At 42.9% G+C, this 24,695-nt stretch carries 22 protein-coding genes; 17 read left to right on the top strand and 5 right to left on the bottom strand.

Features of this window, described 5'->3' with window-relative positions:
* Position 1: 1 nt before the first annotated feature.
* Genes VIS94_03860 through VIS94_03840 form a run of 5 tightly spaced genes read right to left on the bottom strand, consistent with a single transcriptional unit; the run spans position 2 to position 5,529 of the window.
* Positions 2-451 (bottom strand): MaoC family dehydratase N-terminal domain-containing protein, encoded by a 450-nt coding sequence (locus VIS94_03860; protein HEY9160205.1) that lies wholly within the window; start codon positions 449-451, stop codon positions 2-4.
* Positions 452-495: 44 nt separating this feature from the next.
* Positions 496-1,701, bottom strand: coding sequence for an acetyl-CoA acetyltransferase (locus VIS94_03855; protein HEY9160204.1), 1,206 nt, complete (start codon positions 1,699-1,701; stop codon positions 496-498).
* A 1-nt stretch (position 1,702) separates the two neighbouring features.
* Positions 1,703-3,166, bottom strand: coding sequence for an OB-fold domain-containing protein (locus VIS94_03850; protein HEY9160203.1), 1,464 nt, complete (start codon positions 3,164-3,166; stop codon positions 1,703-1,705).
* 16 nt (positions 3,167-3,182) lie between these two features.
* Positions 3,183-4,373, bottom strand: a complete 1,191-nt coding sequence (locus VIS94_03845; GenBank protein ID HEY9160202.1) for a CaiB/BaiF CoA-transferase family protein — start codon at positions 4,371-4,373, stop codon at positions 3,183-3,185.
* A 4-nt stretch (positions 4,374-4,377) separates the two neighbouring features.
* On the bottom strand, positions 4,378-5,529 hold the full coding sequence (locus VIS94_03840) for an acyl-CoA dehydrogenase family protein (protein HEY9160201.1): 1,152 nt from the start codon (positions 5,527-5,529) through the stop codon (positions 4,378-4,380).
* A 49-nt stretch (positions 5,530-5,578) separates the two neighbouring features.
* Between VIS94_03840 and VIS94_03835 the strand changes: the two genes are divergently transcribed.
* The 17 genes from VIS94_03835 to asnB all read left to right on the top strand — a co-directional run bounded on the left by VIS94_03835 (position 5,579) and on the right by asnB (position 24,685).
* A complete protein-coding gene (locus tag VIS94_03835) occupies positions 5,579-6,802 on the top strand; it encodes a glycosyltransferase (GenBank protein HEY9160200.1) in 1,224 nt (407 codons plus the stop codon).
* Between the two features lie 134 nt (positions 6,803-6,936).
* Entirely contained in the window at positions 6,937-7,968 is a 1,032-nt protein-coding gene (gmd, locus tag VIS94_03830; protein ID HEY9160199.1) for a GDP-mannose 4,6-dehydratase, read from the top strand.
* A 16-nt stretch (positions 7,969-7,984) separates the two neighbouring features.
* Positions 7,985-9,331 carry a lipopolysaccharide biosynthesis protein RfbH gene (gene rfbH, locus VIS94_03825; protein HEY9160198.1) on the top strand — a complete coding sequence of 449 codons (1,347 nt, stop codon included), beginning with the start codon at positions 7,985-7,987 and terminating at the stop codon, positions 9,329-9,331.
* On the top strand, positions 9,321-10,403 hold the full coding sequence (rfbG, locus tag VIS94_03820) for a CDP-glucose 4,6-dehydratase (GenBank protein ID HEY9160197.1): 1,083 nt from the start codon (positions 9,321-9,323) through the stop codon (positions 10,401-10,403). The genes rfbH and rfbG overlap by 11 nt, the downstream gene beginning before the upstream one ends.
* 11 nt (positions 10,404-10,414) lie before the next feature.
* Entirely contained in the window at positions 10,415-11,182 is a 768-nt protein-coding gene (gene rfbF / locus VIS94_03815; protein ID HEY9160196.1) for a glucose-1-phosphate cytidylyltransferase, read from the top strand.
* 37 nt (positions 11,183-11,219) lie between these two features.
* Positions 11,220-12,029 carry a transketolase gene (locus VIS94_03810; GenBank protein HEY9160195.1) on the top strand — a complete coding sequence of 270 codons (810 nt, stop codon included), beginning with the start codon at positions 11,220-11,222 and terminating at the stop codon, positions 12,027-12,029.
* 1 nt (position 12,030) lies between these two features.
* Positions 12,031-12,948, top strand: coding sequence for a transketolase C-terminal domain-containing protein (locus VIS94_03805; protein HEY9160194.1), 918 nt, complete (start codon positions 12,031-12,033; stop codon positions 12,946-12,948).
* A gap of 15 nt (positions 12,949-12,963) precedes the next feature.
* Entirely contained in the window at positions 12,964-14,004 is a 1,041-nt protein-coding gene (locus tag VIS94_03800; GenBank protein ID HEY9160193.1) for an NAD-dependent epimerase/dehydratase family protein, read from the top strand.
* Positions 14,001-15,056: a glycosyltransferase gene (locus tag VIS94_03795; protein ID HEY9160192.1), complete on the top strand. Its 1,056-nt coding sequence runs from the start codon at positions 14,001-14,003 to the stop codon at positions 15,054-15,056. Before VIS94_03800 ends, VIS94_03795 begins: the two co-directional genes overlap by 4 nt.
* Before the next feature lie 18 nt (positions 15,057-15,074).
* Complete coding sequence (locus VIS94_03790; protein HEY9160191.1) at positions 15,075-16,058, top strand: GDP-L-fucose synthase; 984 nt, start codon at positions 15,075-15,077, stop codon at positions 16,056-16,058.
* Between the two features lie 5 nt (positions 16,059-16,063).
* Positions 16,064-17,335 (top strand): DegT/DnrJ/EryC1/StrS family aminotransferase, encoded by a 1,272-nt coding sequence (locus VIS94_03785; protein HEY9160190.1) that lies wholly within the window; start codon positions 16,064-16,066, stop codon positions 17,333-17,335.
* Positions 17,332-18,357, top strand: coding sequence for a glycosyltransferase (locus VIS94_03780; GenBank protein HEY9160189.1), 1,026 nt, complete (start codon positions 17,332-17,334; stop codon positions 18,355-18,357). The genes VIS94_03785 and VIS94_03780 overlap by 4 nt, the downstream gene beginning before the upstream one ends.
* A 21-nt stretch (positions 18,358-18,378) precedes the next feature.
* Positions 18,379-19,428 (top strand): glycosyltransferase family 10, encoded by a 1,050-nt coding sequence (locus tag VIS94_03775; GenBank protein ID HEY9160188.1) that lies wholly within the window; start codon positions 18,379-18,381, stop codon positions 19,426-19,428.
* Positions 19,429-19,486: 58 nt separating this feature from the next.
* The gene (locus VIS94_03770) at positions 19,487-21,013 is read left to right on the top strand and encodes an oligosaccharide flippase family protein (protein HEY9160187.1); all 1,527 of its coding nucleotides are present in this window, start codon (positions 19,487-19,489) and stop codon (positions 21,011-21,013) included.
* A gap of 3 nt (positions 21,014-21,016) precedes the next feature.
* Positions 21,017-21,880, top strand: coding sequence for a glycosyltransferase family A protein (locus VIS94_03765; protein HEY9160186.1), 864 nt, complete (start codon positions 21,017-21,019; stop codon positions 21,878-21,880).
* 13 nt (positions 21,881-21,893) lie between these two features.
* Positions 21,894-22,790, top strand: a complete 897-nt coding sequence (locus VIS94_03760) for a glycosyltransferase (protein ID HEY9160185.1) — start codon at positions 21,894-21,896, stop codon at positions 22,788-22,790.
* Positions 22,778-24,685 (top strand): asparagine synthase (glutamine-hydrolyzing), encoded by a 1,908-nt coding sequence (gene asnB / locus VIS94_03755; GenBank protein HEY9160184.1) that lies wholly within the window; start codon positions 22,778-22,780, stop codon positions 24,683-24,685. Before VIS94_03760 ends, asnB begins: the two co-directional genes overlap by 13 nt.
* Positions 24,686-24,695: the final 10 nt, after the last annotated feature.

Raw genomic sequence — 24,695 nt, 5'->3', positions numbered from 1 at the left:
CCTACATTCTCTCAACTATAAGCGTTCTGGCCCTGGCCGCCTTCTCGCCGTGCTGGTTCGTATAATCGATCTCTATTGTCACCATGTGCATCATCCTGCCGGACTTGCTCTCTTTTTCCTCGACCGAGACAAGTTTAGGCACACCGGTAAGAATATCGCCGGGATAGATTTCAGTCAGATACTCATATTCTTCTTCGCCGTGCAGCACCATTGCGACATTTACAGAAGCATCCAGCAGGACGGTCGCCAGCACATTACACCACATGGCAGGTATCGTAAGAAACGTGGGGCTCGCCGGCACATCCTTATAGCCTTCAGCAACTGCCGCATCCCTGTCAGTATAAACAGGGTTGGGATCGCCAATCGCCCTTACAAGCTCCCTGATCTTTCCCCTTTCCACCTCCCACACAACAGGCGGATATTCCTTCCCGACTTTAGTTTTGTCAGCCATATCAACCTCCTTATTCTGCTTCTCTAAAGTAGATAGAAAGGCTTCTAGCCCTCATACCTGCCCAGAATCGAAATAGAACAGACATTCATGACCGGCAATCCGCCAAGGTTATGAGTCAGGCCGAATTTCGGGTCTTTGAGCTGGCGCTGGCCTGCCCTGCCCAGAAGCTGCAGATACATTTCATATATCATGCGAAGCCCTGATGCGCCGATCGGGTGCCCGAAGCATTTGAGGCCACCGTCAATCTGGCACGGCACCTTTCCTGCTGCATCATAGAACCCGTCCAGAACGTCTTTGGGGCCTTTTCCGCGTTCTGATATATGGAGGTCTTCCATTGTCACAAGTTCGGTTATGGAGAAGCAGTCGTGCACCTCTATCATGCTGATCTCTTCCCTGGGATTCTTTATGCCTGCTTCGGCATAGGCGTCCTTGCTGGCCTTCGTTGTCGTTACAAAGTGTGCTCCATCCCAGCCGTAGGCGATTTCCGACCCATTTGAAAGTGAGAGCTGAAGCGCCTTTACCGAAACGATATCTTTTTTGCCAAGAGATTTTGCTATTTCAGGTGTGGTTACTATTGCGCAAGCGCTGCCGTCGCTGACCCCGCAGCAGTCAAACAGACCAAGCGGATAGGCTATCATGGGTGATGCTAGCACCTGCTCCTCGGTGACCGGCTTTCTCAGATGGGCCTTGGGATTGAGTGCACCGTTTGCATGGCTCTTGACCGAAATATGGGCCATGGCGCGCTTTATATCCTGCATGTCCAGACCGTATTTCGCCGCATAACTGCTTGCCAGCATGGCGAAGCTGCCCGGTGCGGTCACATTGGGGAACCACAATGCGTTTGTCAGACCCATTGCGGAACTGAACTCGGGAAGACCGCCGTAGCCGATGTCTTTGAGCTTTTCAACGCCCTGCGCCAGGACAATGTCATATGCTCCCGAGGCGACCGCATAGACTGCGCCGCGGAAGGCCTCGGTTCCGCTTGCGCAGAAGTTCTCAACCCTCGTTATGGCTATATTCGGCAGTCTGAGTGCCATTGACAGAGGCAATGCGCTCTTGCCTACATTGGCCTCGTCAAAGCATGAGGCAAACCATGCCGCCTGAATATCTTTCTTTTCGATGCCAGCATCCGCGATTGCCTCGGTGAATGCCTCCACCATGAGATCATCAGGGCTTTCGTTCCAGCGCTCGCCGAATCTGGTGCAGCCCATTCCGATAATGGCAACCCTGTCTCTTATCCCGCTTGCCATCTCACACCTCCCCGTCCTGAACCTGAGGTACGGCCTTCCAGAAATAGCCAGTGAAACCTCTCATACTGTCAGTGTATCTTCGCCTGAACGACATCCTGACTTTCATACCCACCTTCAGCTGGTTCAGGTTGCAATCAGTGAAATCAAGCATCGTCCTGCCGCCCCCTTTGAATTCGACCATGCCGTAAACGGCGGGCGGGTCAACCGACGGCGATAGAAGGTCGCCAGTAAACATTGCAATATCGCCTGCCTTGTCGGCAAATTCGTATGGCTCAAACTCCATGCTGCCGCAATCGGGATTTGCACAAATCGGCTGTGCAGGAAACTGCACGGTGCTGCATTTTTTGCATTTAGCCCCTTCCATTCCCAGTATCATCTTGTGTTTCCGCCAGAGAACCGTAAGCGAAGTGTTCGGATTCGCCTCTCCCCTGATCCCGAGGTCGGCCTCTATGAGATCCCGGAATTTGATGAATTTCTGGTAGCTGCCTATATCGACTTTCTGCCGGACGGCGGCCCTGATTCCATGCGAGGCCTTCAGAGCAGTGATCTTATCCGTTACGGCAAAGCCGAGCACGTCGCAGCCCTGGCCGAAGCTTGCAAGAAGTATCTTATCACCAGGCTTTGCATCTTCGAGAGCATCAACAAGCATGAGAAGAGGATGGGCGGTTCCGGTATCGCCTATGCCGTCATGCAGGTTGCTCTGAAGTCTGGCAGGTTCGATGCCAAGCTCTTTTGCAATCTGCTTGTGCGTGCCGGTGAAGTAGCATGGATAAATTATTTTGGCGAAATCGCCTATCGTAAGATTCGTTTTCTTGAGAAAAGCCCTGATGGCTTCAGGAATTATTTTTCCATAACCTTCGTCGCGCACCCATCTCTCTTCCCAGTTGTAGTCAAATTCCTTTCCATAGCCTTTATAGTGGTCTATGAAGTCACAGCTTATTGAATAGCTGTCAATGAACTCCGCGGCAACGTCCTTATTCCCGAGCAGAACCGCAGCCGCGCCGTCGCCGTAAAACATTTCGAGCATGGTCGCCATCTTCGTTCTTCTAAGGTCGGAGGCTGCAACGAGGACATTGCCGCGTTTGCCTGATGCGATCGCTTCAAGGCCTGCGATCATGGCCGTAGTGCCCGCCTTTATGCATGCGCCGAAATCGGCATGCATTGTGCCGTTTTCCGGGACATTGAGCGCCGCAGCGACTATGCCCGCATTGAGTCTGTCCGCAAAAGGCAGTGTCGTCGAAGCAAGGTAAACCGAGTCGATCTTTTTCCTGTCCCTGCCCGCCATGCAGTTCCAGCCTGCCGCGACAGCCATGCTGACGGCATCCTCGTCCCAGTTGGCGACAGCCTTTTCTCCACCTGCAACCGCCATTATCACGGGAAAATACCAGGCCATGTTCTGCACGATATTCATTCTCGTGATACGGTAGCGTGGAACATAACCGCCGAATGAAACAATCCCTCCCATATCAATCCTCCTTGTTTTATGTTTCTATTCCGAAGAGCCCGAGGGCCCTTAACTCTTTAATGTCCTTTTTCGAAAACCCCAGAGATTCAAGTACAGATTCGTTGTCCCTGCCGAGTTCACAACCCGCCCATTTGTATTGGGCCTCAAATCCGCTGAATTTTACAGACAGAGCCGGCTGCGGGCATTTTCCACCAGAATTCTGAGGCACATCAACGATAAGACCCCTTTCTTTCGCATGAGGATTGCTGAACGCTTCACTTACCGTCAAAACAGGTTCGACGCATGCGTCAATCTTTTCAAAGCGCTCTTTCCAGCAGGCTAATGGTTCTTTTCTGATTTCATCGGCTACCTTTTTGCGGATTTCTTCCACTTCGCTTTCGGTCATGATTCCGCCGGTAATTAAACCGTCAAGTCCGAGTTCTTTTAAAAAAGCCGCCAAGAATTGCGGTTCGATGCCGCCGAATGAAAGGTAGCGCCCGTCTGATGTTTCATAAAAACCGTATAAAGAGCCGCCGTTTAATATGTCGGTGCCGAAGCACGGCTCCTTATCTTCATATAAGCCCTTAAGGCCGGTGACGGCATGAAACGGGAACATGCAGTCTGTCATGGAAATATCGACATGGCGGCCCTTGCCTGAATTCCTCCTGTCGATGATTGCGGACAGAATGCCTATGACAGCGGCATGTGAACCCGTGACATCGGCAACCTGAACACCCATGAGCGCGGGACCTGTCTTCTTATTTCCCGAATAACCCATCACACCAGAAAGGCTCAGATAATTAATATCGTGCCCTGCCCTGTTTTTGAATGGTCCAGACTGTCCGTAGCCTGTAATGGAACAGTAAATAATGTCAGGCCTTATTTTTTTAAGGTCTTCATATCCGAGTCCGAGCTTTGCCATTACGCCCGGTCTGAACTGCTCGACAATGACATCGAAACCCTGCTCGATAATCAGCTTATGAATGATCGTCAATGCTGTCGGTTTTTTGAGATCGAGTGATAGCGATCTCTTGTTCCTGTTCAGATAGGCATGCAGATATGAAACAGTGCTGTTTTTATCCACGAACGGCGGCGTCAGTCTTACAATATCTATCTTTACGGGCGATTCGACCTTCAGGACGTCTGCGCCCATATCGGCAAGCATAACCGTCGCCAGCGGACCGGGCAGCAGATAGCTGAAATCAAGGACTTTAAGACCCTTGAGCATGGTCTTACAAACCCATCTGTCTGCTGATGATGAGCAGCATTATTTCGGATGTTCCAGCATATATGGTCTGGACGCGCGCGTCCCTGAAGGCGCGGGCGATGGGATATTCCTCCATGTAGCCGTACCCCCCGTGGAACTGAACGCACTGGCCCACGACGCGGTTAAGCATTTCGCATATCCAGTATTTCGCCATGGAGGCCTTCATTACGACATCCTTCTTGGCCATGTGATCGATAATAAGGCTTTCCAGAAATGTCCTGCCGATTTCGACCTCGGTCGCAAGCTTTGCAAGCTCGAATGAAATATACTGGAATCGGCTTATCGGACGGCCGAACGCCTCGCGGGATTTGCAGAAATCTATTGTGAGCCTGAGGGATTCCTCTGCGCCTATCTGCGCGCCCATTGCGCATACAAGACGCTCCTGCTGGAGCTTCTGCATAAGAAAATAAAACCCCTGGCCTTCCTGTCCAAGCAGGTTTGAAACCGGAACTTTGCAATCGGAAAATGACATCTCCACCGTATCCTGCGAATGAAGCCCGATCTTATCAAGCTTTCTTCCGCGTTCGAACCCGGGGGTGCCGTCTTCAACAACGATAAGCGAAACCCCGGCATAAGGCGGATTAGCCTTGGGATCGGTCTTTGCGGCGACAATGACAAGGTCGCAGTTGATGCCGTTTGAGATGAACGTCTTCTGGCCGTTGATGATATAGCTGTCGCCGTCCTTGATTGCTGTTGTCTTTATGTTTGCAAGGTCCGAGCCGGCATTAGGCTCGGTCATGGCTATTGCCGTTATGATGTCACCCGAAGCACATCCCGGAAGCCATTTCGCTTTCTGCTCATCGTTTCCAAAGGTATAAATGTAAGGGACGATTATGTCTGAATGAAGAGGAAAGAAAAACCCGCCGCAGTGCGTCCTGGCCATCTCCTCGATAAGAATGAATGAATACAGGAAATCGGCACCTGTCCCGCCGTATTCTTCAGGAAGCCACGGGCACAAAAATCCCTGGGCCCCTAAGTCCTTCCAGGCCTTTTTCGGGACGATCCCGTTCTTTTCCCATTCATCTGCATGAGGCGTAACCTCTTTTTCATAATATTTCCTGACTGCATCACGAAACAATCTGTGTTCATCGGTATATAGAGCATCAAGTAAAGACATTTAATCCTCCCCATCCTGAATTAAGTAACGATTTGACCCTGATAAAAAAATGCTAATAAATGATGAATCTCTTGTCAATAACTTTGTAATACAATCATACAGAATTACAATTTACAATATTTCCCTGCCGCTTGCACACGGTTCATTCATGTGGCATAGCATTACTGTGAAAATCCTCATGGTGACCAATGGTTATCCCGATTATCCGGGCTCATATCGAGGCATATTCATCAAAAAGCTATGCCTCGCGCTTAAGAAAGAAGGGTTGGATATTGTCGTACTCTGCCCCAGGGTTTTCAAAAGAAGCCCTTTCTTTGAATTGGATGAAGGCATACCGGTGCACCGCTTCTGGTATCCGAGCGGAGAAAAGCCTCTCGGCCAGAGCGGCAGGGTTCCGAAATTCAGAATGGTTGCTTATATGATTTCGGGTTTTTTTGCCGCGCTTAAGCTCATCATCAGGGAAAAACCGGATATCATTCATGGAAACTGGATAGTCCCGACAGGCTTGATTGCAGCCATTTCAGGGAAACTGACAGGAAAGCCGGTTATCAATTCGGTCAGAGGGATGGATTACAGGATAGCGGAAAATCGCCTGATTAAGCCATTATTCAAGCTCGCAGCATTGCTGTCAGACAGAATAACCGTTGTTTCCGAAAACATGAAATCCAACAGGGCGCTCGCTTGCGCAGAAATCGTTTCTTCAGGCGTTGACGACAGATTCTTTGAAGTAACTTCCTCATCCGATTCGAAAACCATTATATCGACAAGGAGCCTGGAGCCTATTTATGATGTAGAAACACTTATCAGAGCCATCCCACTTGTTCTCGCCAGAGAATCCGAGGCAAAATTCATAATCATCGGCGAAGGGTCTCTTAGCGATCAATTACAGAATCTGGCTGCCGAACTCGGCGTTTCAGAGCGCATCACTTTCACCGGACAAATCGACAACAGCGAAATCCCGAAATATATGGAAAAGGCAAAGGTCTATGTCTCGACATCTCTTGCAGACGGCACATCGGTTTCGCTGCTAGAAGCGCTTGCTGCCGGACTTGTTCCTGCTGTTACCGATATCGAAGCAAACAGACCGTTCGTCAACGAAAAAGGCCTGTTTAAAAAAGGCGATTTCAACGAGCTTTCCTGTGCCATATTAACAGCATTGAATGATACCAGCACACTTGACTCGGAAGAGAAAATTAATAAAAATGTTTCATGGCCTGCAATTGCGCAAAAATATCTTCATTTATATAATCAGTTGGCCGATAAAACTCTTTAGACGCTTATTCAATCGATTCTTACTCGAGATTTGAATAGCAAAATTAAATGATGAAAAACAATTATAGTACATTTCTAAAATAACCCCCCTCACCGGGATTGGCGGAGCTGTAAAAATAAAAGACAGGTGAATATATGAAAAAGGCTTTGATTACAGGAATAACAGGACAGGATGGTTCCTATCTTGCAGAATTACTGCTTGAGAAAGGTTATGAAGTTCATGGCCTTATCAGAAGAGCAAGTACATTTAACACCGATAGAATCGATCATCTTTTTAGGGATCTGCATGACCCAGATACTAGATTGTTTCTTCATTTCGGTGATCTTTCAGTATCAGGCCAGTTAATGGATATGCTGCATAGCATTAAACCTGACGAAATATATAACCTTGCAGCTCAGAGCCATGTGCGGGTGAGTTTTGACATGCCCGAATACACAGGAGATATAACTGGACTTGGAACATTAAGAATACTTGAAGCAATAAGAAAAACCGGAATTAGCACCAGATTTTATCAGGCTTCTTCAAGTGAGATGTTCGGGGCCGCATTGCCACCACAGAACGAAACAACTCCTTTTCATCCGCGAAGCCCTTATGCAGCTGCCAAGGTGTATTCATATTATATAAGCAAAAATTATCGTGAAGCTTATAATATTTTTGCTTGTAACGGCATCCTCTTTAATCATGAATCTCCAAGACGCGGTGAAACGTTTGTCACACGCAAGGTGACGCGCGCGGCGGCAAGAATCAAGTTGGGCCTTCAGGATAAACTATTTTTAGGCAATCTCGATGCAAAACGCGACTGGGGATTTGCAGGTGATTTTGTCGAAGCTATGTGGTTGATGCTCCAGCAGGACAAACCTGATGATTTTGCTGTAGCAACTGGAGAAACACATTCGGTAAAGGAATTTGTTCAAAAAGCATTTGAAAAACTCGATCTTGAATATGAAAAATATGTTGTCATCGATCCCAGGTATTTCAGACCGTCTGAGGTTGATGTTTTACTCGGTGATGCAACTAAAGCAAGGAATATCCTTGGCTGGGAGCCAAAAGTAACATTCGATCAACTGATTGATATGATGCTGGATGCCGACATGGAAACAGCAAAAAAAGAAAAAACTCTAAATGATGCAGGATTTGACTGCAAGATTGAAGGTAGACAGATTTAATACAGGATAGTTTACAATGACCCCGGAAACGCTTAGAAAACAGATATCAGCATTAGTAGCCAACTTACATAATATAAAGAAAACGCAAACAGCATTTATTCCAGGCGTCACACCAGTACGCTATGCCGGCCGTGTTTATGATGAAAAGGAGATACAGGCTGCTGTTGAAGCTTCCCTTGATTTCTGGCTGACAGAAGGTCGCTTTACTGAAATATTCCAGAATCAGCTTGCAGAAAAGATTGGTACAAAGCACGCTATTCTTGTCAATTCAGGTTCTTCCGCCAATCTGCTGGCATTGTCGGCATTGACATCCCCCCTTTTAAAAGACCGACGGCTCAAACCAGGTGATGAGGTTATTACAGTTTCTGCAGGTTTTCCCACAACTCTGAATCCGATTCTTCAAAATGGGCTGATACCAGTATTTGTTGATGTTGAAATTCCCACTTATAATGCAATACCGGAACAGATAGAACAGGCAGTAAGCTCAAGTTCACGTGCCATATTTATTGCCCATACACTGGGTAACCCGTTCGACATAGAAAATATCATGAAAATAGTGAAAAAACATGACCTCTTTCTGATTGAGGATTGCTGTGATGCCCTGTGTTCAAGCTACTCTCTGAAAAATCCGTCTCCAAAGACCGCTTATGTAGGAACATTCGGTCATATCGCCACATACAGCTTTTATCCGGCGCATCACATTACCTTGGGTGAAGGCGGGGCAGTTATTACTTCTGATAGTACACTGGCAAGAATAGTCCGCTCCCTTAAAGACTGGGGACGTGACTGCTATTGTGGTCCAGGACAAAATAACAGATGCGGTAACCGGTACATAAAAAAGTTCGGCGAGCTTCCTGAAGGATATGACCACAAATATGTTTACTCACATATAGGGTACAATCTAAAAGCAACAGACATTCAGGCGGCAATTGGTATAGAGCAACTGAAAAAGCTTGATAAATTTTGCGATGCCAGACGAAACAATTTTAATCTATGGACTGCAGGTTTTGAGATGTTCAAAGAATATTTCATTCTTCCTGAAGCCACTCCCAAAAGTGATCCTGCATGGTTTGCATACCCTGTTTCTGTAAAAAAATCTGCAGGTTTTTCCAGGACAGAACTGACAAATTATCTAAGCGAACATCTGATAGAAACCAGAAACCTTTTCGGTGGCAATCTATTAAGGCAGCCCGCTTATCTGGATATTAAACACCGAAAGATCGGAGAACTTCCAAATACGGACAGTATCATGAATAATACGTTCTTCCTTGGGACATTTCCGGGTATTGGAAAAGAGCAGATCGATTATACGATGAGCATAATCGATAAATTTATACAATCCAGGCAAACAAATGTTCAATGATTTCTTTAATAACAAATCCGTTCTTATAACCGGTCATACCGGATTTAAAGGTTCCTGGCTTGCTCTTTGGCTTAATGAACTGGGAGCCAGAGTGACAGGCCTGGCCTTGAATCCTAATACAGAACCGTCACATTTTAGCCTGATCGGTCTTGATAATAATATTACATCTATCGAAGGTGATATCAGAGACAGCAATGTAGTAAGTAAAGCTTTTAAGGAAGTCGAACCCGAGATTATTTTTCACCTGGCTGCCCAAGCGCTTGTCAGAGATTCATATATGGATCCCAAAGGGACTTTTGATACGAATATTGGAGGTACCATAAATGTTCTTGAAGCGGTTCGTCTCAGTCCTTGTGTCAGGGCAGCTGTCATTGTTACCTCGGACAAGTGCTATGAAAACAGAGAATGCGTCTGGGGCTATCGAGAAAATGACCCCATGGGAGGTCATGACCCATACAGTGCCAGTAAGGGAGCAGCTGAAATAGTATGCTCCGCATATCAACGCTCATTCTTTGATAAAGAGGATAATCTCAGAGGTTTTGCAACAGCCCGCGCCGGAAATGTCATCGGTGGAGGAGACTGGGCAAAAGACAGGATTATTCCTGACTGCATAAGGGCGCTTTCCATGGGAAAACCTATCCTTGTGCGTAAACCTGATGCAATAAGGCCCTGGCAGCATGTGCTTGACTCATTATCCGGATACCTGCTTCTGGCAATGAAAATTTATAATGATCCTGCGAGGTTTTCCGGATCATGGAACTTCGGTCCTGCTCAGAACTCTCAGATACGCGTTATGGAACTTGCAGAAAAGTTTGTATCTGCATGGGGAAATGGAAGTATTGTTACGCCTGAAGTACAGACAAAAAACCTTCACGAGGCCCATTTGTTAAAGCTGTGCATTGATAAAGCTGTTTATGAGCTTGGATGGAAACCTCTTTTAGATAGCAGAGCTGCTATTGAATGGACAGTTGAATGGTATAAGGCGTGGCATGAAAATAAAATGAATATGCGTGATATATCGCTGAAACAAATAAGACAGATTCAAAATTTAATCAGCAAGGAAGGGTTCTGATGACTCAGAATATACCGGTTGTAATCCTTTGCGGTGGCCTGGGCACTAGATTGAGGGAAGAAACAGAGTATAAACCCAAACCCATGGTCGAAATAGGCGGAAGGCCTGTCTTATGGCACATCATGAAAATTTATGCCCATTATGGATTTACAGATTTTATTCTCTGCCTTGGATATAAAGGCAATGTCATCAAAGATTATTTTATCAACTATGAAATAATGAGCAATGACTGCACAGTTCAACTTGGCAAGAAAAATAAAATCATATTCCAGAATGACCATCAGGAACAGGATTTTAAAATCACCCTTGTTGATACCGGGCTTCACACCATGACAGGCGGAAGGATTAAACGCATCGAACCCTATATAAAATCTGACACTTTCATGGTCACATACGGTGACGGGCTTGCTGATATAAATATTTCAAAACTTCTTCAGTTCCATAAATCGCATGGAAAAACAGCTACTCTTACAGCTACACGGGCACCTTCCCGATATGGAATACTGGACATGTCGCCAGACGGCCATGTAAACAGTTTCAGGGAAAAAGTCGAGACGGAATGGATTAACGGTGGCTTCTTTGTTTTTAATAAAAAAACGTTCGATTACCTTGATCCTGACTGTATTCTGGAACGAAAACCCATGGAAAAACTTGCCGAGGACGGCCAGATGATGGCCTTCCAGCATAAAGGTTTCTGGATTGGCATGGATACTTACCGCGAATATGAAATGCTCAATCAGATGTGGGACAATGACAAAGCCCCCTGGAAGGTCTGGTAGATTCTGATATATTTTTTCACATTAGACTGGATACAATATGGCTGATATCCATACTAGAGAGCTTGCCAGAAAGATAAGGATTCATGCTCTTAAAATGGTGCACAGAGCCAATGCATCACATATTGGTTCATGCCTGAGCATTGCAGATCTGCTGGCTGTATTATACGAAACCACATTACAATACAAAGCTGACAATCCCCAGTATTTAGACAGAGACAGGTTCATCCTCAGTAAAGGTCATGCTGCAGCGGTTCTTTATGCTGTCCTTGCCGAAAAAGGTTTTTTCCCGATTCAACAATTAAACGATTACTGCAGTAATGGGAGTATGTTTGCCGGGCATGCAAGCCATCATGTTCCTGGAGTCGAACTGTCGACTGGATCACTAGGGCATGGACTACCTGTTGCCTGTGGAATTGCATTAGCAGGAAAAAGACAAAACTCAACTTTCAGGTCTTTTGTTTTAATGAGTGACGGAGAGCTTAATGAAGGATCGAACTGGGAAGCCATCCTCTTTGCACCTCAGCATAAACTGGATAACCTCGTGGCAATTGTCGATTATAACAAATTGCAGGGTTTTGGTGCAGTAAAAGATGTCATCGACCTAGATCCGATAGTTGATAAATGGAAGACATTTAACTGGTCGGTTCGTGAAATCAATGGGCATGATCATTGTGAAATTGAAAAAACACTTAAAGCTGTCCCCTTTGAAAAGGATAAACCCAGTATCATTATTGCTCATACAATAAAAGGCAAGGGTGTATCATACATGGAAAATACCCTTGCCTGGCATTATAAATCACCAAATTCAGAACAATTAAAACTTGCACTTGAGGAACTTTCTGATTGATATGAGAACAGCATTTATCGAAACTCTTTGTGAATTAGCCCAAACAGATGAACGTATATGGCTTTTAACCGGGGACCTTGGCTTTTCAGTATTGGAAAGGTTCGGCAACTACTTTCCTGAGCGCTTTGTGAATATGGGTGTTGCTGAGCAAAACATGACTGGTGTTGCAGCTGGTCTGGCATTAACCGGAAAGACTGTTTTCACATACTCAATTGCTAATTTCCCTGTTATCAGGTGCCTTGAACAAATAAGAAACGATGTTTGTTATCATAATCTGAACGTCAAGATTGTTGCTGTTGGTGGTGGTGTTACCTATGGAACAGCTGGATATTCACATCACGGGATAGAGGATATTGCATTGATGCAATCCATGCCTAATATGACGGTTATTACTCCTACTGATCCTTTTGAAACAAAACAGGTAATGCATGCAATTATCTCTAAAAATGGCCCCTGCTATCTCAGGTTGGGTCGTGGTGGAGAACCTAACATATACGGAAATCTGTCCCCTTTTGAGATCGGTAAAGCAACATGCTTAAATGAAGGTACTGAGATTGCTATTTTTTCTACAGGACCAATTATCTCTGAAGTGCTAAAGGCATTAGTTTATCTAAAAAAAAATAATGTCAATCCATATGTAATAAATTTTCCGACATTAAAGCCTTTTGACGATGAAACTGTTAAACAGATCGCATCAAAGGTTACGAATATTTTTACTGTTGATGAGCACACATCATATGGAGGATTTACCGGATCAGTCTCTAAAGCAATGGCAATGTCTGGATTCAACTGCAAGCTTACACAAATCTGTTTGACAGATGAGTATATCAGCATAACTGGAACTCAGTCTTACCTCCACAAATATCATGGTATTGATGCAGAATTCATCTGCAAAAAAATACTTGAGGTACTTAAATAAGTATCGAGTTTTTGTATGTTGGTTTCTGAAGATATTTCATCAATAATCAGCCGGGTTGGAGATAAATTTTATGCTCTTTCAGGGCAAAATTTATTTATTACCGGAGGTACTGGTTTTATCGGCAGTTATCTTTTAAAAACTCTCGCTTATTTAAATGACACAATTCTTATAAAACCCTGCAGAACTTTTATCCTGACCAGGAATCCGTATGCTTTTTTTGCTAAAATGCCAGATATAGCCTCTAGGGATGACTTCATTACTGTTAAAGGTAATGTAAGTGAGTTTACTTTTGACCAAATAAAATGTGATTATATCATTCACGCTGCGACCACTGCCGATCCATTTGTTACAAACAATGATCCATTAGGATCCATGGAAACTATAACTAGTGGAACTTTGAATGTTTTAAAGCTTGCTGAAACAAATAAGGTTAAATCCTTTCTTTATCTGAGCTCAGGCGCCGTGTATGGAACACAGCCAGTCCGACTTAAACAAATTCCTGAAGATTTTCTTCAGGGGCCTGACATCACCACCTCGACTTCCGGTTATGCCGAAGGTAAAAGATATGCGGAAGTTCTTAGCTCCATATACCGTGAAAGATATTGCATGCAGGTAAAGGTCGCCCGGCTCTTTACCTTTGTGGGTCCCTATATCGATCTTAATGCACAGTATGCAGTGACTGATTTCATCAAGAAATGTCAAAAACAGGAACCCATAATAATAAACAGCGATGGCACACTTGTTCGGTCGTATTGTTATAGCACAGATGTGGCTGTGGCATTATGGGAGATTTTACTTGGTGAAACTGACATCAGTACTTTTAATGTCGGTTCTGATGATGGTATTTCAATATCTGAGCTGGCTGAATTTGTCAGCTCATGCTTCAATAAGAAAGTTCCTGTAATGATCAAAGAACCTGCATTGCCTGAAAAGTTGCCTGCCCGATACCTGCCTGATATATCAAAACTCAAAGAAACCTTTGATTTTAAACTGCAGTATGATTCTCTTTCTGCTGTAAAAAGATCCATAGACTGGCTCATGGAAAATAATTTATGAGTAATAGCAGTGATCATGTAACTATATGCATTCCGGCCCATAATGCCGGATGGTCAATTGAACGTACCTTAGAGTCAATCCTTGTACAGGATTATCCGGATATCGATGTTTTTGTTTGTGACAATGCTTCAACAGACAACACTGCTGAAATTGCAAAAAAATATGAAAGCAGGGGAGTAAAGTATTACTTCAATCCTGTCATATCTGGCGGAGCTGAAGGCAACTGGAATTATGCCTTAACTCTATGCGATGGTCCCCTTGTCGCCTTATATCACGCAGATGATATTTACACGCAGACAATGGTTCGCAAACAGGTTGAATTTCTAAAGACGCATCCTGATGTCAGTGCAGTATTTACTATGATGCAGACAATTGATGAACTTGACCGGCCAATCCGTATGGGCAAGAGATTGCTCCCTAGCGAATTGAAAGGGATAACCTTCCTTAATTTTGATGAATTTTTTAATGCTGTTTTAAAATATTGCACATTTACTCCTGTTCCCACTATGATGACCCGTAAAAATGTTCTTAATGAAGTTGGTAATTTCAACTGGCACATATATCATTCAGCATCGGACATTGATTTGTATCTACGAATGGCAAAAAAATGGGGGCCGATTGGTATCATAGACGAACCCCTGCATCAATACCGGATTTCCAGCACTCAGGGTACTGAAATAATTGCAAAAGGCCGGACTGTGTTAGCTGATTATTTCAGGGTAATTGACTCTCATTTGAATGATGAGGAAGAAAGAAAAATTGCCAAGCCTAAATCTATTTCTTTTTATGAAATGTATAAATCGATTGATTTATTGACATGTGCCTTCAATCTGATTGAACAGGATAAGACAGATGAAGCACTTAAGTTAATGAAAAAAGCCCTGACGGTTCAAAATTTCAACACTGCAATAAAACGACCGATGTATTTTATCAAATTGCTGATAGGACTTTCATTATTTATAACAGCGTCTCTCGGAGCAGGTCATTTAACTGTTAAAATGATAAATAGAATTCTTTCCTTGAGAAAATCATGGCTCAGAAAGCCAATATAATTTTAATGCATATCATGTTTGATCAGTGTAAAAAATTTAAAATGGATTTTGGATGTGAGGCTAAATAAGAATTCAAGAATCTATGTAGCAGGACACGAAGGCCTGGCTGGTTCAGCAATTTTAAGAAGTTTAAAAAAGAAAGGTTTTTTAAATTTAATTATCAGAACACGCAGCGAACTTGATCTGAAAGACGCTAAAAGCGTCTTTTCACATTTTAATGAGACCAAACCCGAGATTGTAATCATAGCGGCAGCAAAGGTTGGCGGCATTGCAGCAAACATGGCTGAACCCACGGAATTTCTGCTGGACAATCTCAAAATCCAGAATAATCTCATGGAAGCCTGCCTTGTGTATAAAGTTCAAAAAACACTTTTTTTGGGAAGTTCATGCATATACCCAAGAGAATCTTTGCAGCCAATGAAAGAAGAATACTTTATGCACGGGCCAGTCGAGCCAACAAATGAATCCTACGCAATTGCAAAAATAGCAGGCATTCGCCTGGCTCAGGCAATGAACAGACAGTATGGGCTTAATATAATTTCTCCCATGCCGTGCAATTTATATGGGCCCGGCGATCATTTTGAATTTGAACGCTCTCATGTTATTTCTGCGCTGGTAAGGCGCTTTGCTGAGGCAAAACAAGCCGGCGCCAAGTCTGTGACATTGTGGGGAACAGGCAGTGCCCGCAGGGAATTTCTTCACGTAGATGATTGCGCTGAAGCCTGTGTTTTTCTGCTGGAAAATTATGATTCTCCTGAAATTATAAATGTTGGTTCGGGAATTGATTTCACAATAAAAGAACTGGCCGAGCTGATTGCAATACTTGTGGATTATAAGGGCCGGATCATCTGGGATACATCAAAACCTGATGGAATGCCGCGAAAACTGCTTGATGTAACAAGGTTATCAGCTTTGGGCTGGAAACATTCAATTGATCTTGAAACAGGATTGAAAATGGTCTTGGAAGATTTTTATAAATGGCAAGATTCAAATAAATGCTGAATATCATGAAATACAAATCCAAGGACGATCTGAAAAAGAACCTGCAGGCATTTATTGATGAAGGATTGCTGGCTAAAAAATCCAGACCTCAAAAATACTGGTATCCCCTGAGTTGTGCAACTTACGAGATTGAAGAGATTATGGAAGCTGTGGAGTCGTTGTGTATGTTCGTAACGACAATGGGTGACAAAACTCTCAGGTTTGAAAAAACCTTCAGCGAGAAATTCAATCACTCTGAATCTATTTTTGTAAACAGCGGTTCATCTGCTGACCTTCTGATTGCCTTTGCTCTTGTTAACCCGGCTGCCAACCTGCTTGAACCAGGTGATGAAATACTGGCGCCATCCGTTACATGGCCTACGCAGATATGGTCACCAATGATGGCTGGCCTTAAGGTCAGGCTCGTAGATACTGACCCCTTTACCCTTAACATGGACATTAAAGACCTTGAAATAAAGATAGGCCCGAGGACAAGGGCCATCTCCCTGGTACACCTGATGGGCAATCCCTGCGAAATGGATAAAATAACAGAAATCTGCCAAAAGCATGATCTTGTGTTAGTTGAAGACTGCTGCGAATCCCTTGGGGCAAAATACAAAGGTCAGTCAGTCGGAACTTTCGGAATTGCCGGCAGCTATTCATTTTTCTTTTCTCACCACATAACGACAATGGAAGGCGGGATGGTCGGCTGCAGGGATAAGGGCTTATCCGACCTGTTCAGGTTGCTGCGTGCTCATGGCTGGGCCAGGAACATGAAACATACCTATATAAAACCTGCCAACGGAATTGATGAAAGATATACTTTCATAAACTGGGGATTTAATCTCAGGCCCACCGAACTTCAGGCCGGGTTTGGTCTGGTGCAGCTTGGACGCCAGCCTGAATTTCATAAACAGCGTAAAAAAAATGCTGAATACTTCGGCAGTTATCTTTTAAAATACAAAGACATTATGAGGCTGATGCAGGTGTCAGATAATGCCGAGTGCTCATGGTTCGCCCTGCCTGTCATGCTCACTCCCGAGTGCCCTTTTTCTAAAGAGAACTTTTTAAAATACCTTGAAAAGATGGGAGTTGAAACAAGGCCTATTGTCACTGGCAATATTGCATTGCAGCCGGTAGTAAACATGTTCCCAAGCCTGAAAGACGATAATCTTCACGGGGCGAACATGATTCATAAATCCGGTTTCTATCTGGGACTGTATCCTTTTGATTCAACAGAGCAGATGGACCGCCTGTTTGAAATCTTCGATAGCTATCTGAAAGATTATATAAAATGAAAATTTTGCTGGTAGCAGCTTTTGGCAGGAATGAAGCCGAGTCCTATGAATATTACAACTTCTATCTGACGCTCAAGAGCATAACTGAGAGTGTAGAGAAATTTGATTTTTTAAAAATATTCAATGAATCAGGCAGGTTTAAAATGAACAATGCCCTGCTTGACAAAGTAAAAGAATACCGCCCTGATATTGTTATTTTTGTTCCACACACCAATCAGTTCATTCCTGAAATTGTTGATGAAATAAATAAGTATTCAAAAACGCTTGGTTATTTTTTTGACGATATCTGGAGACGGAAATACTCAAATTTCTGGGCTGAACATTTTAATTTTGTAACAACTTCAGATGTTCACGGGGTTAAAAGGTTCAGGGATGCAGGACACAAAAATGCAATCTTCTCTCCTTTTGCCTGCAACACCGGATTTTTTACAAAGAAAGACCTGCCAAAAACAATTGATGTCAGTTTTGTCGGACAGTTTCATCCTTTCAGGGCATGGTGCCTGAGGCAAATTGAAAAATCCGGCATAAATGTCATGATTCGGGGTGCGGGCTGGAACAACGGCCCAGTTGAATATATAGAGATGATTGATATTTTCAACAAAAGCAAAATCAATCTGAACCTTTCCAATTCAGTGTCCTGGGATATCCGTTACCTAATGGGCATAAACAGGCCTGTTACAGAAACGCTCAAGGCATGGCGCAATACAGCTTATGTATTTATAAAAAATGATCATAAAATTCATGAGCAGGTCAAGGGCAGACATTTTGAAATAAGTTCGTGCGGAGGGTTCCAGTTATCCTATTATGTTGAAGGCTTGGAAAAACTCTATGACATCAGCAATGAAATTGCCATTTATGATTCAACAGATAAGATGATTGAAAAAATACATTATTACTTGAAGCATGAGGATGAACGCGAAGAAATTGCCTTCAGGGGATATCAACGTACATTGAGAGACCATGACATGAAACAAAGATTCATAGAAATATTCGATGCGATAAAACTTGATTCTACGCAATAGTATAATGTTGAAACGTTAAATTTGAAAAAGATACTTATTCATACGCTCTCAGGCGGCAATAACAGGATGTTCGATCCGAACGAGCGGGATTCTTATAATGATCCATATATATTTCTCAGAGATCGCCTGTTAGAAAAAAATTATCTTCTGACCACTGCAGATGACAATTCATTGCATGATTGTGAATGGGTTTTCTTTTTTGATATTGCAAGCGTGTTCCCGTATTCAAATTTTAAGGCTAGATTAAAGCGGACAATAAATAAAGCCAGGGGAATCTCTATAGTCCGTGATCTTTATTCGGAATGCTTAAACAGCCATCTCAAAGACAAAATGGTTTTATTCCTGTGGGAGGCTCCCGCAGTGAGCCCTGACAACTGGAAAAGAGAAAATCACGAGGCTTTTAATATTATATTTACATGGAATGATTCCATTGTGGATAGCATAAAATATTTCAAGATATGCTGGCCTCAGACAGGTAAGTTTTCGATAATTCCCAAGATTCCTTTTGGTAAAAAGAAGCTGCTTGTAAACATTTCGATGAATAAATATTCAAATCACAAACGGGAGTTATATTCAGAGCGCATAAAATCAATCCGTCACTTCGAAACAGCTCTTCCTGAAAACTTTGATCTGTATGGTTACGGCTGGAATAATCCTGCAAATCTTGTTGAAAAAATATTGCCGTTTAAAAAACAAGTATACTCTTCTTACAGGGGAACAGTAAAAAACAAATGGGACGTCCTGCCCTTCTATCGTTTCAGCCTGTGTTATGAAAATCTTGAGGGTGAGCCTGGCTATATAACTGAAAAAATATTTGACAGTATGCGCTGCGGTTGTGTGCCAATTTACCTTGGCGCTCCAAATATTACAGACTATGTAGACAGTAATGCGTTTGTAGACCGCAGAATATTCAAGACCAATAAAGATCTTGAAGATTTTATTATTAATATTGATGAGCAGGAATATAAAAAATATCAGGATGCTATTAAGGACTATCTGGCAGGAGAACGCTTTAAAAATTTCCTGCCGGAAAGTTTTGCAAATACAATAAACAACACCTTAAAATTATAAATCTGATCTCATTTTTCTTTTCTAATTATCTAGCTGACAATTTCTTATTTTCAAAAATATGGACAGATTAAACAGAACATCCATCAATATGTTTTCCAGCCTGCTGGGATATGCCATCCCTATGGTGATAAACCTTGTATCAACTCCCCTCCTGCTTGATGCAGTTGGAGAAACCGCCTTTGGACTGCAAAGTCTTGTGGCTGTAATAATCGGATACCTGACGGTCATGGATATGGGCCTGGATTTGCCGATAACCAAATATCTTGCAGAAGATCATGCCCGGAACGACACTGCTTCTGCCAATAAAATGTTGAACAATACCCTTCAGTTATACCTGATAATCGGCTTTATCGGCATGACCGTCATAATCCTGTTTGCGAAAATTCTAAGTGAGAATGTTTTTAAAGTTCCAGCGGATATGTCATCTCAGGCAGTTATTGTTTTCCAGCTTGCAGGCATAGGTTTTCTGGGCAGTGTGGGCATGTCATGGGGCAGAGCTGTTTCCATGGGGCTGCAGAGATTTGAAATAACATATGGCGTTGCTATTATTACCAATCTTGCAGGCATCGGTTTCGGCTTATTACTGGTTTATCTAGGGTATGGTGTTGTCGGGTTTGTTTTGATGAGGGTTTTGTCAACAGTATGCGCCGGAATAGCATATTGGATGATTGCAAGGATTCTGCTGCCTGCCTACCGGTTTAAGCCTGGTTTTGACTTTCCTACCATAAGGCGTTTGCGTTCCTATATTGGTTATGGCGCAATTAATAGAGGCTTAAGCGCAATTGTTAGCAGATTGGACCAGACATTGATCGGGATCTGGCTTGGGGTTGCGGCAGCAGGAATATATTCAATTCCATTCATGATAGTTAATTCACTTTCTTATATGATTGCCTATATGCTCGGATTTACTTTTCCCATGGCAAGTGAACTTCATTCAACAGACCAGCATGAAAAATTAAAAGACATATACATTCGTTCAACAAGATTTATTACCGTGCTATCCTGCATGATATTTATACCCATGTTTGTTTTCGGCAACAGTTTTATGCTGATATGGGTGGGCAAAACAGTAAGCAGCCAGACTAATACAGTTCTAATGCTGCTTACAGCTTCATTTTTTCTAAGCACTTTATTTGTAGCTCTTCCCAATAATATTGCAGTCGGAACAGGTAGGATAAGGCAGTTTACTGTTTACTGTATGTTCAGGGCCGTTGTGCTGGGATTGTCATGCCTGGTATTTATTAAACCGTTCGGCCTTAATGGTGCCGGTTTTGCACTGATTCTTACAAATGCGGTTGATTTGGTTTTCCTAATAATCGTGTTGAAACGCTTTTTAAAATTATCACCTTATGCATTATTTCTGTCTGCATATTGTCCTCCATTGGTATTAGGTATAATACTTGCGATAGTTTCCTTCTTTATTCGCCCTATATCATGTTCATGGGTTGGCTTAATAATAGCAATTGGTTTGTTTGATATTATATATTTAGTGATTAGTTTCAAAATCAACATATTTGGAGAAGCTGAGAAGCTCGTATTAAAAAATATCTTTTTAATTGCTAGACGCATTTCACATACTGATTAAATAATGAATCCGTTAATATCTGTTATTGTACCAACATATAACCGACCTCAACTACTTAAAAAAGCTTTGATAAGTATTCTATCTCAAACATTTTGTGACTATGAGATTATTGTGGTGAACGATGGTGGCACACCCATTAATGAAATCCTAAACAGCATTGGTTTTAGCAATAGAATTACAATTATTAATCATTTTAAAAATCTTGGAATATCAACCGCAAGAAATACCGGGATAAAATTATCTAAAGGAAAATACATAGCTTATTTAGATGATGACGACATATACTATCCGAATCATCTGGAAACTCTTGTTAATTGCCTTGAAAACTCAGAATACAAAGTTGCCTACTCGGATGCATGCATGATAAGCCAAGTTCATACTAATGCAAATACTGTTAAGATCAGTAAATCATTCCCATATTCATTTGATTTCTCTAAAGATAAAATACTAGTTCATAATATATCTCCAACGCTATGTTTTATGCATAACAAAGCCTGCTTTTCGGATACCGGCTTCTTTAATGAAAACTTATTTGCTAATGAAGACTGGGATTTATGGATAAGACTCTCTCGTAATTATGATTTCAAACATATAAAAAAAGTTACTGCTGAATTTAGAAGAGATATCAGCGAGAAAACAATAACGACTACTCAAAGCAAAGAGTTCTATGATTCGATGAAAATCATTTTTAATAACACGCAGCAATATACAAAGAACAAACCATTAATAAGGACAGCACAAAAGCTACAACTTATTTGTATGAAAGATGCAATAAATAAGTCTTATATGCGTTCTAAATACAATTATTCAGTTGGAATTCTTCCTGCAAAGCTTCTTTTATATATCTTAAAAAAAACAATCCATTAGCGGAACTATCTGAATGATCAATCGAACCTTTCCTGTAATTGTTGCTTATAAAGACATCTTCGGTCTTCAAAAATGTCTCAAGTTCATAAATTATCAGACCAATCCAATCAATGATGTTATAATCATCGATAACAGCAGATGCATTGATCCAGTGATATTGTCCTGGAAATCAGTTTCAGAAAAACCTTTTAAAATACATTTATATACATCAGAAGACAACCTTGGCTCGGCAGGAGGATTTTCGCTTGGAATGAAAAAGGCGTTTGATGAGGGTGCTGAGTGGATATGGCTGCATGATGAAGATGATTACCCGGAAAAGGACTGTCTAGAAAAGCTTCTGAAAGATGGCAAAGGGTTTATTAGAGCTCCTGTCATAAAAGACCCTGAAACCGGAAGGGTCTTGAATTATTTCAAAAGAAACAAAGGGATGCTCGGATATATGTATCCCGCACCGGCAGATGCCGACATAGTTAATGCGGCAGGCACAGCAGGCCTTCTCATTCATAGAAAGGTAATAGAAGAAATCGGAATATACGACCCATCTTTTTTTGTCGGTTTCGAGGACTGGGATTATTGCCTGAGAGCGGCAAAAAAAGGCTTCAAGGTTCATGTGGTTAAGACAGCCATTGTGTATCATCCCGACCACCAGTCTTTACGGAACAGGTTCATAAAAGAAAAAATATTAAAATACCTGCCTCCGATTTTTGGATTCATAAGAAAAGGAAATATCAGGGACGAGTTTGCGGTAAAGAATATAATCACATTGACACAAAGGCATATGTCTTCTTATGTGATGCCTTTCAGCCTTATATTAAGTATCCTGTCTCTTCCATTATTTAAGATTATCAATCGGAATGCGAACATTTTTCTTACTTTAAAGACCTACTTAAAATCTTTATGTGCCGAATAGCTGGGATCTGGATACAATCTGATAAAGATAACCTCGGGGACATCTGCGTCAGGATGCGCGATGTCATGCATCGCGGCGGACCGGATGATGCTGGGCTCTATGTTGACAAAAAAGCCGGACTCGCTCTCGGTCACAGAAGGCTTTCAATAATTGATTTAAGCCCGACAGGCCATCAGCCCATGGTGTCAAATGATTGCAGATATATCATCTGCTACAATGGTGAGGTTTATAATTTCCGTGAACTAAAAGAAGAGCTTTCCGATTTCAGTTTCAGGGGAACATCCGACACCGAAGTGGTTCTGAACGCCTTCATCAAATGGGGGCCTGAATGTGTCAAACGCTTTAATGGCATGTTCGCTTTTGCAGTCTGGGATTCATTGGAAAAGACCCTCTATCTGTTCAGGGACAGGATAGGCGTAAAGCCGCTTTTTTATTATTCAAATGGGGTCGCCTTCGCATTCGCCTCGGAGCTAAAGGGACTTCACACAGGTCTCGCGGACAGGCTTGATATAGATACCTATTCACTCGGCGAGTTTTTCCATTACGGTTATATCTCGGCACCGCGCTCAATCTATAAAAACGTGTTCAAAATCGAGCCGGGCTGTTTCCTTAAAATATCAAGGGATATGAAAATCGAGCATCACAGATACTGGGATATGAATTCATTCGAGGAATCACGTTCGCCTCTCAGTGAAGAGTTTTATATTGAAGAGCTTGAAGAAATAATGATTGATGCCTTTAAAAAGCGGCTTATCGCAGATGTGCCGGTCGGTGTATTTCTCTCAGGCGGCGTTGATTCATCGCTCGTTACAGCAATTCTCGCAAGGCACAGCGGGGCCGACATAAAGACATTCACAATCGGATTCAACGAAAAGAATTATGACGAATCCTCTTGGGCAAAAATGGTGGCCAATTACCTCGGAACTTCACATACCGAAGAAATCGTAACACCTGATCATGCGAGGGAAATCCTGCCTCTTTGGCCTGAAATCTATGACGAGCCTGCAGGGGACATCTCAGGCATACCCACAACAATCGTCTCGCAGATTACTCGGCGAAACGTCAAGGTCAGCCTCTCTGCCGATGGCGGTGACGAACTGTTCTGCGGCTATCATCACTACTGGGTCATGAACAGGCTCGGCAAAACACTCTCGGGTCTGCCTGTATCAATCCCAAGGCTGGCCGGAAAGATCATCGAAATCCTTGGGATCGATACCATATCGAATCTGTCGCAGGTGTTTCCTCAATTGAGGCTTCCCGCAATAAAGGACCGATTCAGAAAATTCCAGGCCGTCCTCTCGAACTGGCAGGACGGCGTTTCATCGGCCTACTCTTTTGCGCTGGCCTACTGGCTGCCTGATGAAATCAGAAAAATGACCGGATCATATTCAGACAGCAGGATCTGCCTTGATTCTTTCAAAAGGGACTTGCTGAGCGCCATGATGCTTTGGGACATGAAGTATTACCTGCCCGATGACATCCTTACAAAGGTTGACCGGGCGACCATGTTTACAAGTCTTGAAGGCCGCGAGCCCATGCTCGACCACAGAATAGTCGAATTCGCCCTTAAGCTGCCCATGCAGTATAAGTTCAGAAACGGCCAGACCAAATACATTCTTAAAAAGCTTCTCGCCAGATATATCCCTGACGAACTTTTCAACAGGCCCAAGCAGGGATTTGCCGTACCGGTTTATTCATGGCTTCACGATGACCTTCAAAGTCTTATTGATGAGCATTTAAATCCTGACGCATTAAAAACTCAGCAATATATCGACCCTGAAATTGCATTGAGGACGGTTCAGGAATTCAGGCAGAAAAAAGGCTCAATCGCTGTTGATCGAATCTGGCTTCTGCTCGTATTCATGATGTGGTATTCCAGATATTTCAGGGCGTGATAACTTCACT

This window comes from Desulfomonilia bacterium (assembly GCA_036567785.1).
Classification (GTDB): domain Bacteria; phylum Desulfobacterota; class Desulfomonilia; order UBA1062; family UBA1062; genus DATCTV01.
The sequence above is the reverse complement of the archived record's forward strand: the minus strand, read 5'-3'. Positions and strand labels throughout refer to the sequence as shown.